This window comes from Ruthenibacterium lactatiformans (assembly GCF_000949455.1).
GTDB classification, from domain to species: Bacteria; Bacillota; Clostridia; order Oscillospirales; family Ruminococcaceae; genus Ruthenibacterium; species Ruthenibacterium lactatiformans.
The window spans coordinates 74387-89232 of sequence record NZ_JXXK01000009.1; the positions used below are offsets into that span (position 1 = coordinate 74387).

Genomic DNA, 14846 nt, shown 5'->3' on the forward strand with positions numbered 1-14846 from the left:
AGGCTCTTATAGAGCCTGCTCAAGCCACCAGCTTAGCTGGTGGTTATGACTCTGCCGTGTCTGATTCAATTCCAGTAGTCCGCCGCAAAAGCGTCCAGATGCTCCTGCGTCCACAGAGCGGGCGTGCCGCCCGTATGTACAAATATGGCTCCGCCGTCCAGTTCCCGCGCAATATCGCAAAAGCCCCGGAAGGACTTGGCCGTATAGCACGGGTCCAAAAAAATGCCTTCCGTGCGGGCCAGCAGCTCCACGGCCCCGCGCGTCTTTGCGTCCGGTACGTTGTAGCCCGGGCCTGCGTAATCGTGCGCCGCGTCGGCGTAGATGATATCCATATCCTGCGGCGCGGCGGCAATGTCCAGCCCGTAGGCCGCGCTCATCTCATTCACCAGCGCCGCGGCCTTTTCCCTCGTGTATCCTGTTGTGGGGTTCACCGCCACGCCCGTGACGGAAAACGGCGCGCCGAAGGCTCTGGCTCCCAGCCACAGCCCCGCGAACGTCCCCAGGCTGCCCATGGTGCACACCAGCCGCGCGGGGGGAACCGGCAGACTGCCCGCCTGTGCCAGCAGCTCGGGCACCATGGCAAGGTACCCGGCGCTGCCCACGGCGTTGCTGCCGCCCTCCGGGATGAAATAGGGCGCTCTGCCCGCGGCCTGCAACGCAGCCAGCGTTTCCTCTATGACCGCCGATGTGCTCCGTCCGTCCGTGTACACCAGCGACGCGCCCAGCAGGCAGTCCAGCAGCAGATTGCCGGAGAGCTTTTCCGGCTGCGCGCCGTCCAGGACCAGCGTGCAGGCAAGGCCCGCCTTCGCTGCCGCGGCGGCCGTCAGACGGCCGTGATTCGTCTGCACGCCGCCCACGGTCACCAGCGTGTCCGCCCCCCCGGCCAGCGCGTCTCCCAACAGAAATTCCAGCTTGCGCGTCTTGTTGCCGCCCAGCCCCAGCGGCGTCAGATCATCCCGTTTGATGTACAGCGGGCCGCAGCCCAGCGCCTGCTCCAGATTCTCCATGCGCTGCAGCGGCGTAAAGCCGCACAGCAGCGGATAACGCGGCATCTGCTCCAGCTTCATCTCAGCGCGCCTCCCGTTTTTTATCAAACAGCCTGCGCCGCGCAGTGGACTGCACGAACAGCCGTTTCAATTCCGTCTCGTCATTTTCCACAAGCGCACGTTTCAGCCCCTCCAGGCTGGCGGAAAACTGGTCGATCTCCGCGATCAGGTTTTCCTTATTCAGGAAAAACAGCTCACTCCACAAATTTTCATTGATCTTCGCGATGCGCGTCAGGTCCCGGAAGGAATCTCCGGTGTACTCGGCCAGATGGGTGTTGTCGTTGGCGTTCATCAGGCTGACGGCGATGGCGTGGGTAAGCTGGCTGACATAACCGATCATTTTATCGTGCTCGGCGCAGGTGAGCTGCGTGATGTGGGCAAAGCCCAGCGTCTCGGCCAGGCCGCGCGCAAAGGCAAGGCCCCGGGGCGTGTTTTTTTCCGTGGGCACGATGATGAAATTCGCGGGTTTGAAGATCGCGCAATCCGCGTGCTCCACGCCGCTCACTTCCTTGCCCGCCATGGGATGGCTGGCAATAAACTCCGCGTCCGGGCGCAGAAAGCCCTGGATCTCCTCCACCACACCGCTCTTTACGCCGCACACATCCGTGAGCAGCGCGCCGGGCTTGAGGTGCTTCTGGTTGTTTCGAAGCCAATCCACCAGCGCGTGAGGATACAGGCCCAGCACCACCGCATCGGCCCCGGCCAGCAGCGGCGCAAAGTCCTCCACCGCGCCCGCGGCGATGATGCCCTTTTCCAGCGCGTAACGGATGGCCTCGGGCCGCACATCCACAGCCGTGACGGTATACCCGGCGTCCGTCAGGCCCATGGCGTAGCTGCCTCCCAGGAGCCCCAGGCCCACGATGCAGATATTGCGCTCTTTATTCATCCGTCAGTTCCACCTTTCCGCCCAGCGCGCGGACCGCTTCAAAAAAGTCCGGCCAGCTCTTGTTTACCGCCTCCGCCCCGCCGATGGCGGCGGGCACGCCCGCCGCATACGCGGCCACGGCCAGCGCCATCACCACACGGTGGTCGTTGTGGCCGTATAAACCGTCCGCTCCATGCAGCGCGCCGCCGCGCACGGTCACGGTGTCCTGTGTGGAAAACAGCTCCGCGCCCATTTTCCGCAGCTCCTGCTCCATGGCGGCGATACGGTCGCTTTCCTTCATGCGCAGGCGCGCGGCGTTGCGGATGACCGTCTCGCCTTTGCACAGCGCGCCCAGCACCATCAGCACCGGCCCCAGATCGGGACAGTCCGCAAGGTCGATCTCCGTCCCCCGCAAGGCGCTTTTTTCAAACAGCGCCGCGCCGTCCGTCCGGATGATGCGCGCGCCGCAGCGCGCCAGGATATCCAGTATGGCCCGGTCGCCCTGCAGAGAATCCTCCCGCAGGCCCGTGACGGCCACGCCGCCCCGGGCCGCGCCCAAAACCGCCAGAAACGCGGCCTGGGAATAATCGCCCTCCACCGTGTACGCGCAGGGGCGGTACGTCTGCCCGCCGGGCACGGCGATGGTGTTTTCATCCGTGAACGCGGCCCGCACGCCGAAATCGGCCAGCGCACGCAGCGTCAGGTCCACATAACTGCGGCTCTCGAACGGAGGCGTGATTCGAATGACGCTGGCGCCGGAAAGCAGCGGAAGAGCAAACAGCAGCCCGCTGATGAACTGGCTGCTGATGTTTCCCGCCAGCGTATATTCCCCGGCGGACAGCGCGCCGCGCACCGTAATCCCGTCTGCGTCCTGCGCAAAGCCGAGGCCCCGCTCCGCAAACATCCGCGCATATACGCCCTGCGGACGCTCCATCAGCCGCCCTCGCCCGGTAAAGCGTACCGGCGCGTCCGTGAGGGAAAAGAGTGGGATGAGAAACCGCAGCGTGCTGCCGCTTTCGCAGCAATCCACCGGGCCGGACACCGGCGCAAAGGGCAGGCCGCCCGTTCCTTTTAGGATAAGGGAGCCCGGGCCGGAGACAGTGCGCTCACCGCTCCAATGGGCATAGGCCGCCGCGGCGCCGCGCCTGCACTCCGGCGCGTCCATATCCGCCGCGGACGCACCCAGCAGGCGCATGGCGGCAAGCGTTGCCGTGATATCCTGCGAGGCGGAAAGGTTCAACACGCGGCTTTCGCCTTTGGCCAGCGCCGCGCAGATGAGCGCACGGTGTGCCATGCTTTTGGACGGCGGCGCGGCCACGCGGCCGGATATCTCACTTGGGTACAGAATCGCGCGCATGGGCAAACCTCCTGTTTAAAATCCGCCGCGCACGGGGCGGATTTATTTTAAATGAAAAAGGGGTTCGCCACCCCTTTTTGGCGGCATTCGCCGCGTGGCTTGCACTTTGCTGCGCAAAGATGCATGGCTTTGCCACCGCCAGCTTTTCCCCGGATTCTTCTTTTGCTTCTTTGCCTTTTTCGACAGTCTGACGCCGCGCCTGAGGCGCGGCGGGACTGTTTCGGGCTGTGTCGTTGGCGATGCGGCAGAGCAACCCCACGACGCTTTCTCCGGGCCGTTTAAAAACGGGAATTCAAAGCGTTTCTTCCTTATTCCAGAAAAGCGTACATTCTCCATCGGCTTGAACAAATCTGGTTGCAACACGGTATCTCTTCATTTGATCCGTCTCGATAACGGTACGCGGGTTATCACGATCCAGCGTTGCAATAACGTTCCTCTCTCTGCCCTGAATTTCAACAAAAACCGTCCCTTTTGTCGTGCTCGACAAAAAGGTGAACGAATAACGCCCCGCCTTCCGAAGGCAAATCACCCTTTTGACGACTCCGCTGCAGGATGAAAAATTCGCTTTTGTGAAATTCCGTCTCATTCCGAACCGGGGCGAACCGATATAAAGCAGCGCTGTCTTAGCATTTATTACCAAAAATCCGTTCAGATAAAGGAAATAACCCAATCCGCCGGCCATTGCCCCAAGCGCAAAGAGCCCGCACAGCTTTCCCACGAACCCTGCTCCCTTCGATAAAATTTCATTCCCGCGCAAAGATCTTCATTCCAGAGGCGGTGTTTTTTACGCCGGCGCGGGGCCGCGGCAGGCGCAGGCCTGCCGGGAAGGCGCGCGCATTGCCTCCAGCAGGGGGCAATGTCTGCGGGCCCGGTTTTGCGAAGCAAAACAGAGGCCGATTTAAGGCCGACAAGGACGCGGCGGAAAACCAGCCCTTATTTGCCGTTGAGGAGCTTAGGAGGCTTTCCGTGTTTCCGCACCTGCAGACGCTTACATATCCCGCCCAATGACCTGGGCGATTTTACGTCCCTTTTCCACCACGGCGCGGAATTTTTCCGGCTTCAGGCTCTGGGCACCGTCGCTCCAGGCGGCTTCGGGGTTGTCGTGCACTTCAATGATCAGGCCGTCCGCCCCGGCCGCAATGGCCGCAAGGCTCATGCTTTCCACAAGGCGCCAGTCGCCCGTGGCGTGGCTGGGGTCGATGATGACAGGCAGATGGGATTTCTGCTTGAGGATGGGCACCACCGAAAGGTCCAGCGTGTTGCGGGTGTATTTTTCAAACGTGCGGATGCCGCGCTCGCAGAAAATGACGTTTTCATTGCCGCCGGCCATGATGTACTCCGCGCTCATGATCCATTCCTCGATGGTATTGGCAAGCCCGCGCTTGAGCAGCACAGGCTTTTTCATTTTGCCCACGGCCTTCAAAAGCTGGAAGTTCTGCATATTGCGCGCACCGATCTGCACAAGGTCCACATATTCCTCAAATTCATCGATCTTGTCCTCGCTCATCAGCTCGCTGACGATGGGCATGCCGGTCGCTTTACGCGCCGCCGCCATGGCCAAAATGCCCTCTGTGCCAAGGCCCTGGAACGCATAGGGAGAGGTGCGCGGCTTGTACGCGCCGCCGCGCAGCATGCAGCCGCCCGCGTCCTTCACTTCGCGGGCAATGCGCACGGCCTGCTCCTCGCTCTCGATGCTGCACGGCCCGCCGATGACGGCGATCTTTTCGCTGCCGCCCACCTTGATGCCGCCCACGTCGATGATGCTGTCCACCTCGTGAAACAGGCGGTTCGCCTTTTTGTAAGGCTCGGACACACGCTGCACGTTTTCCACATACGGGTTCGCCCGCACCTGTTTTTCGTCGATAACCGTCGTGTCGCCCACTAGGCCGAACACATTGTAATCCGTGCCGCGGATCATGGTGACGGACAGGCCCTTCGCCTCAAACTCGCGGATGATCTTATCCAGTTCCGCCGCCGGAGTGCCCCGTTTTGTGCTGATGATCATTGCTTTCTTTCCCCTCTGCTTGTTGGATTACCGCGCGCCGCGCGGCAGGTGCGGCCCAGCGCCGCCGCGTGCCGTTTCCGTGCGGCACGCTGTAGGATTATTTTATACTTTAAGTATTTTTGTTTCTGATTATTTCAATTAGTTTTTCCATGGCGTGAACATAGCCCTGCTTGCCCTCGCCCGCGAATTTACAGCAGCAGGCCATGCCCAGATAACTCACCTGACGGAAATCCTCCCGTTTTGCCACGTCGGAGATATGCACCTCGGCGGCAGGGACGGACACAGCCTTAAGCGCGTCCAGAATGGCGATGCTGGTATGCGTATAAGCCCCGGCGTTGATGACGATGCCGTCCATGCGCCCATACGCCTGCTGAATGGCCGTAACAAGGTCCCCCTCGTGGTTCGACTGGTAAAACTCCGCTTCCACGCCCAGCCGCCGCGCCTCGGCCGCAACGTATTCCACCAGGCCGTCATAGGTCAGCGTGCCGTATAGATCCGGTTCGCGGATGCCCAGCATGTTCAGGTTCGGCCCGTTAATGATCAAGAATTTCATAAAAACGCTCCTTTATGGCTTCGGCCACGCTTTCAAAGGGGCCGTCGTTTTCCACACGCGCATCGCACGCCGCGGCGTACAGCGGCGCACGTGCCGCATGCATGGCGGCCAGCGCCTCCGCACTTTGGGAAAGGGGCCGCGCCCCTCCCACCGCGAGCTGCCCGAGCGGCCTGTCGATGTAGACCACCACGCCGTTCTGACGCAGAGCGCGCACGTTCTGCGCCCGCAGCACTGCGCCGCCGCCGGTGGCGATCACCTGGCCGTTTTCCTTCCCCAGCTCCGCCGCCACAGCGCTTTCCAGGTTGCGGAAGGGCGTTTCATTGCCCGGGGAAAGGATGCTGCTGATGGGCCCGCCGATGCGTTCCACCAGAACGTCGTCCATATCCACAAAGCGCTTGCCCAGCAGCTTGGCGCAGGCTTTTCCCAGGCTGCTTTTGCCGCTGCCGGGCATGCCCACCAGGACCAGATTGGACAGCTTTCCGCGCAGCTCCCGGTCGATGCGGTCGATCTCCGCGTCCGGGAGCGGCCTGCCGAGAAAATGCTCCGCCGCGTACTTCGCCTGGGCCACCAGCATCAGCATGCCGTTGACGGCGGGCAGGCCGCGGGCTTCGGCCTGCTGCAAAAGAGCGGTGCGGAACGGATTGTAAATAACGTCCAGCACAGCTTCCAGCCGTGGGTAATTCTCCAGCGCCACAAGGCATTCGCCGTTGTTCGGATACATGCCCACGGGGCTGGTGTTTACGATCACCTGCACGTCCGCGCGCCGCGCGGCCTCCTCGTAGGTGATGGCGTTCCCGGCTCTGCGGCGGCTGACGAGCACGGCCTGCGCCGCCCCCTCGGCCCTTGCCACAGCCAGCACGGTCTTCTGTGTGCCGCCCGTACCCAGCAGCATCACGGTTTTTCCCCGCAGTGAAATGCCGTTCCGCCGCAGCAGACAGGTAAAGCCCGCAAAATCGGTATTGTGGCCCTCCAGCCGTCCGTTTTTGTTGACGATGGTGTTCACCGAGCCGATGGCCCGGGCCGCGTCGTCGATGACGTCGCAGTAGGGCATCACAAGCTCCTTATAAGGGATCGTGACGTTGATCGCCTTAAAATCCCGCGCGCGCATGAACGCGTGGGCCTCCTCCGGCGTAGGCAGCGGGCACAGGCGGTAATCGTAGCCCGCCAGCGCCTCGTGGATGGGCTTTGAATAGCTGTGCCCCAGCCGCCCGCCGATCAATCCATATTCCATGCCGTGCCCTCCTGCCATGCTGTGCCGAAGTGCTGGCCGCACAGGTCCGCCAGGCCGAAGGCCACCAGACTGTCCTGCACTACACGCGCCCGGTGCAGGATGCACGGGTCGTGCCGGCCGCTGATCTGCAGCGTGGCATTGCGCTTTGCGGCAAAGTCCACGGTCTGCTGCACCTTGTAAATGCTGGGCGTAGGCTTTACCACCGTGCGCAGCACCAGCGGCATGCCGTTGCTGATGCCGCCGTTTACGCCGCCGTTGTGGTTGGTAGCCGTGACGACGCGGGTTCCCTGCATGCGGAACGCATCGTTGGCCCTGCTGCCCGTCAGCCCCGCAAAGCCGAAGCCCAGGCCGAACTCCACACCCTTGACGGCGGGAATGCTGAACAGCAGCGCGGCCAGCGTGCTTTCCACGCTGCCGAAAAACGGCTCGCCCAGGCCCGCGGGCAGGCCCAGGACAACCGTTTCCAGAATCCCTCCCACGGAATCGCCCTCGGCGGCGGCCGCCTCAATGGCCTGCGTCATGGCGCGGGCGCGCAGCGGGTCCAGCACCGCAAAATCCGCGGCGTTCAGTGCGTCCAGCTGCTCCTTCAGCCGCGCCGGGTCGCCGGAAAAGGGCGCGTCGTCAATGCCCGCGCATTGCGCCAGATGTGTGGCGATGGCGACGCCCTTTGTTTGCAGCAGTTTTGTGAAGATGCTGCCCGCCGCCACAACGGGGGCCGTGAGCCGCCCGCTGAAATGCCCGCCGCCCCGCGCGTCCTGATGGCCGCCGTACTTCATGTGGGCGGTGTAATCCGCGTGGCCGGGGCGCAGCAGCTCCTCTGTTTTTGTATAATCGCCGCTGCGGGTATTGGTGTTTTCAATCACAAGCGTCAGCGCCGTACCCGTGGCCGCGCCCCTGTATACGCCCGAAAGCACGCGCACCGCGTCCGCCTCTGTGCGGGAAGTGGATATTTTTCCCTTGGCGCGGCGTTTTTCCATCTGCCCGCGCATGAATTCCATGTCCACGGGCACGCCGGGCGCAAGGCCCGTCACTGTGGCGCCCACAGCGGGGCCGTGGCTCTCGCCGAAGATTGTGAGCGTGACGCTTTTGCCGTACGTGTCGCTCATCGCACGCCCTCCCCGATGATGGCCTTCAGATCCTCCAAGGGAACCTTGTCCAGCCTGCATTCGCCCAGGCGGGGCACCTTTACCACGGTGATGGCGCCGTCCGGCCCGGTCTTTTTGTCGTGACGGATAAATTCAAATATTTCATCGCCATCGTAGCGGATACGGGACGGCAGGCCCAGCTTTTTATACACGGCCCGCGTGCGGCGGCGCAGCGAGGCGTCCTCGATCATGGGCAGCATGCCCAGCGCCACGCATTCCCCGTGGTACAGCCCGCCCAGATGGTTTGCGCTTTCAATGGCGTGGCCCAGCGTATGGCCGAAGTTCAGCGTGGCGCGCAGGCCGGCCTCCCGCTCGTCCCGCTCCACCACGTTCTTCTTCATCACCAGGCTGCGGTAGACGATCTCCTCGATCTTCTCGTGGGCGTCCTCTGTTTCGAACAGCTCAAACAGGCCCTCGTCCGCGATCAGCCCCGCCTTCACGGCCTCTGCAAGGCCGTTGATGAAATGGCGCTCGGGCAGGCTTTTCAACGTGTCCGGGTCCGCCACCACAAGGCTGGGCTGGTAAAAAGCGCCCACAGTGTTTTTGGTGCCCGCCAGGTTGATGGCCGTTTTTCCGCCGATGGAGGAATCGATCTGCGAAAGCGTCGTGGTGGGGCAGTTGATGAACGTAACGCCCCGCATATAGCTGGCCGCGGCAAAGCCCGCAAGGTCCCCTACAACGCCGCCGCCAAGCGCCAACACCGCGTCGCCGCGGGTAAAGCCGTGCTCCAGCATCACGGTGAGCAATTGGCCGAAGCACTCCAGGCTCTTGGTCCCCTCGCCCTGCGGCAGCACTACGGGCACGCCCTCCCGGCACTGGGCCAGTACGGTTTTCAGGTATGCCTCCGGAACTCCGGTGTCGCTTACCACCAGCACGCGGCGGTTCAGGTTGATCAGCTGCCCCACGCGCGAAAGGCCGCCCTGCTTGATAATGATGTCATAGCTGCGCACGCCAAGGCGCATCGTCAATTTCATACTCATATCCTCACACCCGCGTTTTTCTGCGCCGCGCTGTGCGCGGCTGAAAACTGTTTTCCCGCTGTTTTACCGTGCCGCCTGGCGGTCATATACGCCAAGCACACGCACGGTCCTGCACACGCCGGACAGCGTGTCCAGCAGCTCTTTCGATTTTTCCGCCGAAAGGTCGCCCACGACCTCCACATAAAAATAATATTCCCACGGCACATTGGGCATGGGACGGCTTTTGATGCACTCCAGATTGAAGCCCATCGCACCGATGAGCTGCATCACACGGGCCAGCCGGCCCGCCCGGTGGTCCACAGTGAACAACAGGCTGAACCGGTTGCCCGCAGCGTTCATCCTCCTGCCGATGACGATGAAGCGCGTGGTATTCGTCTCGCTGGTATTGATGTTCTCCGCCAGCACCGAAAGGCCGTACAGCGCCGCCGTCTCCAGCGAAGCGATGGCCGCCACGCTTTTATCTCCCGCCTCGGCTACGCTTTTTGCCGCGGCGGCAGTATTTTGGAAGGCCTGCGTTTCCAGCCCCAGGCTGCGGATGAACTTTGCCGACTGCTGCAGCGCCTGCGGATGGGACACAGCCTTTTTCACGTCCGACAAATGCGCGCCCGGAACGCCCAGCAGATTCTGGCTGACGGGCAGGTCGTATACGTCGCACACGCAGATATCCCTGTGGGCATAGCACAGGTCCAGCACCTCGGAAACGTCGCCCGCATGGCTGTTTTCAAAGGGCAGCACGCCGTAGGCCGCGTCGCCGCCGGCCACAGCGTCGAACACCTCCGCCCAAGTGGGATACGCCTGCGCCCGTACATGCTGGAACAGGCGGGTGAGGGCAATGTGGCTGAACGCGCCCTCCACGCCCTGATAGGCCACGGTCCCCATGCCCAGCACCGCGCGTTGGAACGCGCGGGACAGGCCCATGGTGTGGCGGATGAAATCCTCGTAATATTCAGCGTAGGCCTCGTCCGGCAGCCGGGCGCAGTTTTTGGCCACGACGGCCTCCTCCCGGGAAGCGTCCAAAACAGGCAGGCCCCGGGCCTGCTTGTATGCGGCCACCCTGCGCACGGCGTCCATACGGCGGCAGAACAGCGCCGCCATCTCCGCGTCCACCGCGTCGATCTCTCTGCGCGCCTGTTCCAGCTCGTTTTCCTGCTGCTCCATGGGCAGCACCTCCCCGTTGCTTCGATTTTTCGGGCAAAATCCAGGTAAAAACGGATATAAAATGTCCGGCGTCCTGCAACCCGTAAAGCGTATATACAGATGTATTATAGCATTATCCGCCCGGCAGCGCTATACAAACCACACAAAAAACAAGATTTTATCCCGGCAATTCGGCAATTTTTCAAACGGCCAGGGCGGCGCCGCCGACCGATATGCTATAATGATCTCAAACCCACGCGATCATGAAAAAAAGGGGGAACGGAAAGAATGAAGATTCGTCTTGCAAAACACACCCGCGCCCTTGCGGCGGCGCTGGCGTTCTGTGTACTCAGCGCGGTGCCGGCTTACGCGCAGGAGGACGACACAGTGGAGGTTCCCGGCGTGCCCGTCACGCTGTCGCTGCCCGCCGGCAGCCTCATCCTTACACGCGAAACACCCGTGGACGACGCCATTTTCGAAACGTTGAACGTAGATGGCGCAGCCATACTCGAAAACATGAATAAAAACGATCTGTATCTGGACGCCGTTCTTTTTAAACCTCCTTTGGAGTTTACCCTTGTCCGCGTTCAACTCCCTTCCAACAGCCTGATCGATTGGGAAAACTCCGAGGATGCGCAATTGTGCGCTTTTGTAGAATCCATCTACGAACAACTGGATAATATTACGGCCGACGATTGTAGCGTTTACTCCTCTGAACAGGGCATCCGCTTTGTCCGCGCCAATATCCTAGGTTCCAAGGATGGCATAACAACGCATTCCTGTCAATACATCACCATTCGCGGCGCCGATGTCTATTACTTAACAGGAATTGCCCTGTACGGTGACACGCTCACTTCTTCGGAATACGATTTTGTTGAGAAAGTCGCCGGCGGCCTGCGCTTTACCGGCCCGGCCCCACTTCCCCGGACGGCTTCCGCCGGGCTAAATGGGGACGACCCGCTCTACAAAGTGCTGGTCGGCGTGCTGTCGGCAGCCTGTCTGGGGCTCATCGCATGGGTAATCCGTAACATGCGCAAAAAAAGCGCTCCTTGCGTCCCGGCGCAGGCCATGCCGCCGGCGGCCGAGCCCTTTGGGGCTACCACGGTGGGAGCCCCCCCGGTTCCCACCGCTTCGGCCGGGCCTCCGGGCACCGAGCGCTCGGGAGCCGCGCCCGACGCCGTCCCCGTCTTCTGCCCGCTGTGCGGCCAGCGCCTGCCGTCCGGCGTAGCGTTCTGTCCCGGCTGCGGAACCCCAATTTCCTGACGCCCGTACTTCATGCATCTTGCAAGCGCCCCCGCGCGGCCGTTTTTTACGGGCCGCGCGGGGGCGCTTTTGCTTTATCTCAGCGGCCCTGCAGCATGGGCATCTGCGCCATGCGGCCGAAGGCCTCCTCCATTTTGTCCAACCCCACGGTGCAGGCGATGCGCAGATACCCTTCTCCCGCGTCGCCGAAGGCCGAGCCGGGCAGCATCAGCACATGGGCTTCTTCCAAAATACGCTCACAGGCCTCGGCGCTTGTAAGCCCTGTCGGCCCCACACCGGGGAACAGGTAAATGCCGCCCCCCGCCGGGCTGAGCGTGAACCCCGGCAGCTCCCGGATGCGCTGTGCGCCATAGGCCATGCGCGCGGAAAATTCCGGCACGATCTGCGCAGCAAGCTCTTTGCGGCGGCGCAGCGCGTGCAGCGCGGCGCGCTGGGAGGGCGCGGGCGCGGAATATACCACGCTGTCGTTGATGCTTTTCACCGCCCGCGCAATGGGCTCCGGCGCTACAATGTTGCCCACGCGGAAGCCCGTCATCACAAAATTCTTGCTGAAGCTGTTGATGGCCACCGTGCGCTCTTTCATGCCCGGCAGCGTCAAAACAGGCAAAAATGGCTCGCTGTAACAAAAGCTGGTGTAAATATCATCCGCCACCACCAGCAGGTCGTTCTTCCGGGCAAAGCGCGCCACCGCCTCCAGCGTCGGTCGGGAATAACACACACCCGTGGGATTGTTGGGTGTATTGATGACCAGCGCCTTGGTGCGCGGCGTCAGATACTGCGCAGCGCGCTCCATATCCGGCTGCCAGCCGTCCGCTTCGCGGCAGGGCACGAACACCGGCACGCCGCCGCCCAGCCGTACCTGTGTGGCATAGGCTGAAAAGTACGGGTCAAAAATGAGCACCTCGTCGCCGGGGTCCAGGATGGCCTCCATAACAAGGTACATGGCAACGCACCCGGCCGTGGAGACAAAAATTTCCCGTTCACCCAGCGCCACGCCGTATTCTTCGGCGTAAAACCGGGCAATCTCCTCCCGAAGCTCCGGGTCCCCCCAGGGGTCGGTGTATTTCGTATGGCCCGCGCCCGCGTCTGCAAACGCCAGGTCGATGATTTTCTGCGGCGTTTTCAGGTCCGGATCGCCGATGGACAGGTCGATGATATCAGGATATCTGCCCGCCTTCTCAAATACTGTCATCATGGGGTTGCGGTCTTCCTGCTGCCAACGCCGCGCTCTGAAATCTTTCATGCTCTCTCCACTCCTATTCCCCGGGGGTCCGGCCGTCCGCCGGGCCAATGTAGGCGAACCGCCGAGACGCTTTGCCGTCCCGTTCCACCGTTTCATTCCACATAGCGGCCGGACGCACCCAAAGCCCGCGCTCACCATACAGCGCACGGTATACCACCATTTCCTCTTGCGTCTCGCTGTGGCGGGCACAGAACAGCACCTCATACTCGTTTCCCTTGAAGTGCCGGTAACGGCCCGGTTTTACGGATGGCTCCATATCCGTCCCTCCCTTTTTTGCGCTGAAGATATGCCAAAAGTATAGCACAAAGCCGCCGCCCGTGCCATTCTTTTTGCGTTCACAGCAGGAATATGGTATAATATGTCCGCTTGGCGAATGCGAGCCACAGGCGAAGCATGAGCCTAGCGGCATAGATACCATGTTTCTTAGTGAACACGAGCGATACGCGAAGTGTGAGCTTAGAAATATGGTATAATAACCCTCAAAGCTGCCGCTTACACGGCTGCGCGTGTGCATTGCACACGCCCATGTGCTGGCGCACAGGGCTTTAAGAACATTGAACCATGCAAAATTTCAGCGAGTGAAATTTTGTTTGAAGCCGCCGGCGGCTTCAACGCCATCTTTCTAAGCGGCCAAGCGCGATAAGTGGAGCGGCGGGCTTTAGAAGGGCGGCGGAACGTCTGTTTATCCGGACTTTCCCCGCAACAGGAGGACTGATCATGCGCGTACTGAAAAAAATCCTTCTCTGGCTGCTGCTCGTGGCCGTACTGGCCGCGCTCATCGTGGGCGGGGCGGTGGCCTGGTTTTACTATAATACCGACCCCGAAGCATTCGACGCTCCTGCCGTTACCGCGGGCGGCACGGCGCTGGCCGTCAACGGCTATGAATGGAACGCCCCTGTGATGGGCGGCGTCCTGTTCAAAAGCGCGTCCGCGCCCGCCACGCTGGAAACGCAGGATCTGGGCACCTGGGAGCAGGCCTCGCTGGATATAACACTGCCCGCGGACCGGCCCACGCATCTTGTGGTGAAGGAAGCATCCGGCAATGTGCTGCTGGACGTAAATAACGAGGCTCAGGTAACCGTTGCGTTCCCCGCCAACGGCAAGTACACGCTGGAAGCGGACGTAACGGTTCCCCGGCACAGTTCCGCCGATAAACCCGGCGCGCCCGCCCACGGATACGGCGTGTTCCGGTACAGCGCCCGCGTCAACGTCAGCGCACAACCCAAGGTGGAATTTTCCTCCACACGGGTGGAACAGGGCGCAGTGGTCACCGTGCTGCTCACGGGCTTTCTGGACGGGCCGGAGCCATCCGTCGAAACAGATCTCAGCCTGGCCCAATTCTGTGACGTGCCTGGCGGAAAGGCCGCGTTCATCGGTGTGCACTACAACCGGGAGCCCGGCGATTATACCGTGCGCGTAACGTGCGGCAGCGTCGACGTGACGCAGACTGTGACTGTCGTTCACCGGGATTTTCCCAAGCAGAACATGACCATTGACCAGAGCGTGGCCGACGCCACGGTGAACAGCGCCGCCGCCAATCAGGAATGGAAAGACGTAATGTTTCCGCTGTACGCCTCGGCGGACGCGGAGATCTACTGGAGCGGCACGTTCATCCGCCCCTGCGGCACCACCGCCCAGAACACCCAGTACGGCCTGTACCGCTACACCAACGGTTCGCCTTACCCTGAACGACACGCAGGCATCGATTATGACTGCGACCTGGGCGATGCGGTCTGGGCTCCGGGCCGGGGCAAGGTGGTCTATGCCGGCTTTTTGCAAATGACGGGCAACACCGTTGTCATCGAACACGGCGGCGGCCTCAAAAGCTATTTCTTCCACCTGGATTCCCTTGCCTGCAAGCAGGGGGACATCGTGGAAAAAGAACAGCTTATCGGGCAGGCGGGCAGCACGGGCTATTCCACAGGCCCGCACCTGCACTACGAGGCGCGCATCGGCAACCAGAGCATTGACCCCGACCAGCTTTTCAACGGCAGCAGCGGGCTGTACTTTGCCCGATAAAC

14 protein-coding genes are annotated in these 14846 nt (G+C 61.8%); 2 read left to right on the forward strand and 12 right to left on the reverse strand.

What is annotated here, in order from left to right; genetic code table 11:
- Positions 1-65: 65 nt before the first annotated feature.
- The 10 genes from TQ39_RS08260 to TQ39_RS08310 all read right to left on the reverse strand — a co-directional run bounded on the left by TQ39_RS08260 (position 66) and on the right by TQ39_RS08310 (position 10340).
- Positions 66-1067, reverse strand: a complete 1002-nt coding sequence (locus TQ39_RS08260) for a pyridoxal-phosphate dependent enzyme (protein WP_050005186.1) — start codon at positions 1065-1067, stop codon at positions 66-68.
- Position 1068: 1 nt separating this feature from the next.
- Positions 1069-1932 (reverse strand): prephenate dehydrogenase, encoded by an 864-nt coding sequence (locus tag TQ39_RS08265; RefSeq protein ID WP_050005187.1) that lies wholly within the window; start codon positions 1930-1932, stop codon positions 1069-1071.
- Entirely contained in the window at positions 1925-3268 is a 1344-nt protein-coding gene (gene aroA / locus TQ39_RS08270) for a 3-phosphoshikimate 1-carboxyvinyltransferase (protein WP_050005188.1), read from the reverse strand. Before aroA ends, TQ39_RS08265 begins: the two co-directional genes overlap by 8 nt.
- Positions 3269-3560: 292 nt before the next feature.
- Complete coding sequence (locus TQ39_RS08280; protein WP_050005190.1) at positions 3561-3986, reverse strand: hypothetical protein; 426 nt, start codon at positions 3984-3986, stop codon at positions 3561-3563.
- A gap of 270 nt (positions 3987-4256) precedes the next feature.
- Positions 4257-5273, reverse strand: coding sequence for a 3-deoxy-7-phosphoheptulonate synthase (aroF, locus tag TQ39_RS08285; protein ID WP_050005191.1), 1017 nt, complete (start codon positions 5271-5273; stop codon positions 4257-4259).
- Positions 5274-5382: 109 nt separating this feature from the next.
- Entirely contained in the window at positions 5383-5826 is a 444-nt protein-coding gene (gene aroQ, locus TQ39_RS08290) for a type II 3-dehydroquinate dehydratase (RefSeq protein WP_050005192.1), read from the reverse strand.
- The gene (locus tag TQ39_RS08295) at positions 5807-7057 is read right to left on the reverse strand and encodes a shikimate kinase (RefSeq protein WP_050005193.1); all 1251 of its coding nucleotides are present in this window, start codon (positions 7055-7057) and stop codon (positions 5807-5809) included. Before TQ39_RS08295 ends, aroQ begins: the two co-directional genes overlap by 20 nt.
- Positions 7042-8163: a chorismate synthase gene (gene aroC / locus TQ39_RS08300; RefSeq protein ID WP_009324073.1), complete on the reverse strand. Its 1122-nt coding sequence runs from the start codon at positions 8161-8163 to the stop codon at positions 7042-7044. The genes TQ39_RS08295 and aroC overlap by 16 nt, the downstream gene beginning before the upstream one ends.
- Positions 8160-9176: a 3-dehydroquinate synthase gene (gene aroB / locus TQ39_RS08305; protein ID WP_050005194.1), complete on the reverse strand. Its 1017-nt coding sequence runs from the start codon at positions 9174-9176 to the stop codon at positions 8160-8162. The genes aroC and aroB overlap by 4 nt, the downstream gene beginning before the upstream one ends.
- Positions 9177-9245: 69 nt before the next feature.
- Positions 9246-10340, reverse strand: a complete 1095-nt coding sequence (locus TQ39_RS08310; RefSeq protein WP_009324075.1) for a bifunctional chorismate mutase/prephenate dehydratase — start codon at positions 10338-10340, stop codon at positions 9246-9248.
- 267 nt (positions 10341-10607) lie between these two features.
- On the opposite strand from TQ39_RS08310, the gene TQ39_RS08315 reads away from it, so the two are divergent.
- Positions 10608-11582: a zinc-ribbon domain-containing protein gene (locus TQ39_RS08315; protein ID WP_050005195.1), complete on the forward strand. Its 975-nt coding sequence runs from the start codon at positions 10608-10610 to the stop codon at positions 11580-11582.
- 79 nt (positions 11583-11661) lie between these two features.
- Here the strand turns inward: TQ39_RS08315 and TQ39_RS08320 are convergent, their stop codons facing one another.
- Together TQ39_RS08320 and TQ39_RS08325 are read right to left on the reverse strand one after the other, a co-directional pair.
- Positions 11662-12825, reverse strand: a complete 1164-nt coding sequence (locus TQ39_RS08320; protein ID WP_009324077.1) for an aminotransferase class I/II-fold pyridoxal phosphate-dependent enzyme — start codon at positions 12823-12825, stop codon at positions 11662-11664.
- Between the two features lie 13 nt (positions 12826-12838).
- Positions 12839-13081, reverse strand: coding sequence for a DUF1653 domain-containing protein (locus TQ39_RS08325; protein WP_009324078.1), 243 nt, complete (start codon positions 13079-13081; stop codon positions 12839-12841).
- A 461-nt stretch (positions 13082-13542) separates the two neighbouring features.
- Between TQ39_RS08325 and TQ39_RS08330 the strand changes: the two genes are divergently transcribed.
- Positions 13543-14844: a M23 family metallopeptidase gene (locus tag TQ39_RS08330; protein ID WP_050005196.1), complete on the forward strand. Its 1302-nt coding sequence runs from the start codon at positions 13543-13545 to the stop codon at positions 14842-14844.
- The last annotated feature ends 2 nt before the right edge of the window (positions 14845-14846 follow it).

Coding starts and splice junctions, on each gene's coding strand:
- TQ39_RS08315 (WP_050005195.1), top strand. CDS start 10,608: ATGAAGATTCGTCTTGCAAAACACACCCGCGCCCTTGCGGCGGCGCTG.
- TQ39_RS08310 (WP_009324075.1), bottom strand. CDS start 10,340: ATGGAGCAGCAGGAAAACGAGCTGGAACAGGCGCGCAGAGAGATCGAC.
- TQ39_RS08320 (WP_009324077.1), bottom strand. CDS start 12,825: ATGAAAGATTTCAGAGCGCGGCGTTGGCAGCAGGAAGACCGCAACCCC.
- TQ39_RS08260 (WP_050005186.1), bottom strand. CDS start 1,067: ATGAAGCTGGAGCAGATGCCGCGTTATCCGCTGCTGTGCGGCTTTACG.
- TQ39_RS08330 (WP_050005196.1), top strand. CDS start 13,543: ATGCGCGTACTGAAAAAAATCCTTCTCTGGCTGCTGCTCGTGGCCGTA.
- TQ39_RS08295 (WP_050005193.1), bottom strand. CDS start 7,057: ATGGAATATGGATTGATCGGCGGGCGGCTGGGGCACAGCTATTCAAAG.
- aroC (WP_009324073.1), bottom strand. CDS start 8,163: ATGAGCGACACGTACGGCAAAAGCGTCACGCTCACAATCTTCGGCGAG.
- TQ39_RS08265 (WP_050005187.1), bottom strand. CDS start 1,932: ATGAATAAAGAGCGCAATATCTGCATCGTGGGCCTGGGGCTCCTGGGA.
- aroB (WP_050005194.1), bottom strand. CDS start 9,176: ATGAAATTGACGATGCGCCTTGGCGTGCGCAGCTATGACATCATTATC.
- aroF (WP_050005191.1), bottom strand. CDS start 5,273: ATGATCATCAGCACAAAACGGGGCACTCCGGCGGCGGAACTGGATAAG.
- aroQ (WP_050005192.1), bottom strand. CDS start 5,826: ATGAAATTCTTGATCATTAACGGGCCGAACCTGAACATGCTGGGCATC.
- TQ39_RS08325 (WP_009324078.1), bottom strand. CDS start 13,081: ATGGAGCCATCCGTAAAACCGGGCCGTTACCGGCACTTCAAGGGAAAC.
- aroA (WP_050005188.1), bottom strand. CDS start 3,268: ATGCGCGCGATTCTGTACCCAAGTGAGATATCCGGCCGCGTGGCCGCG.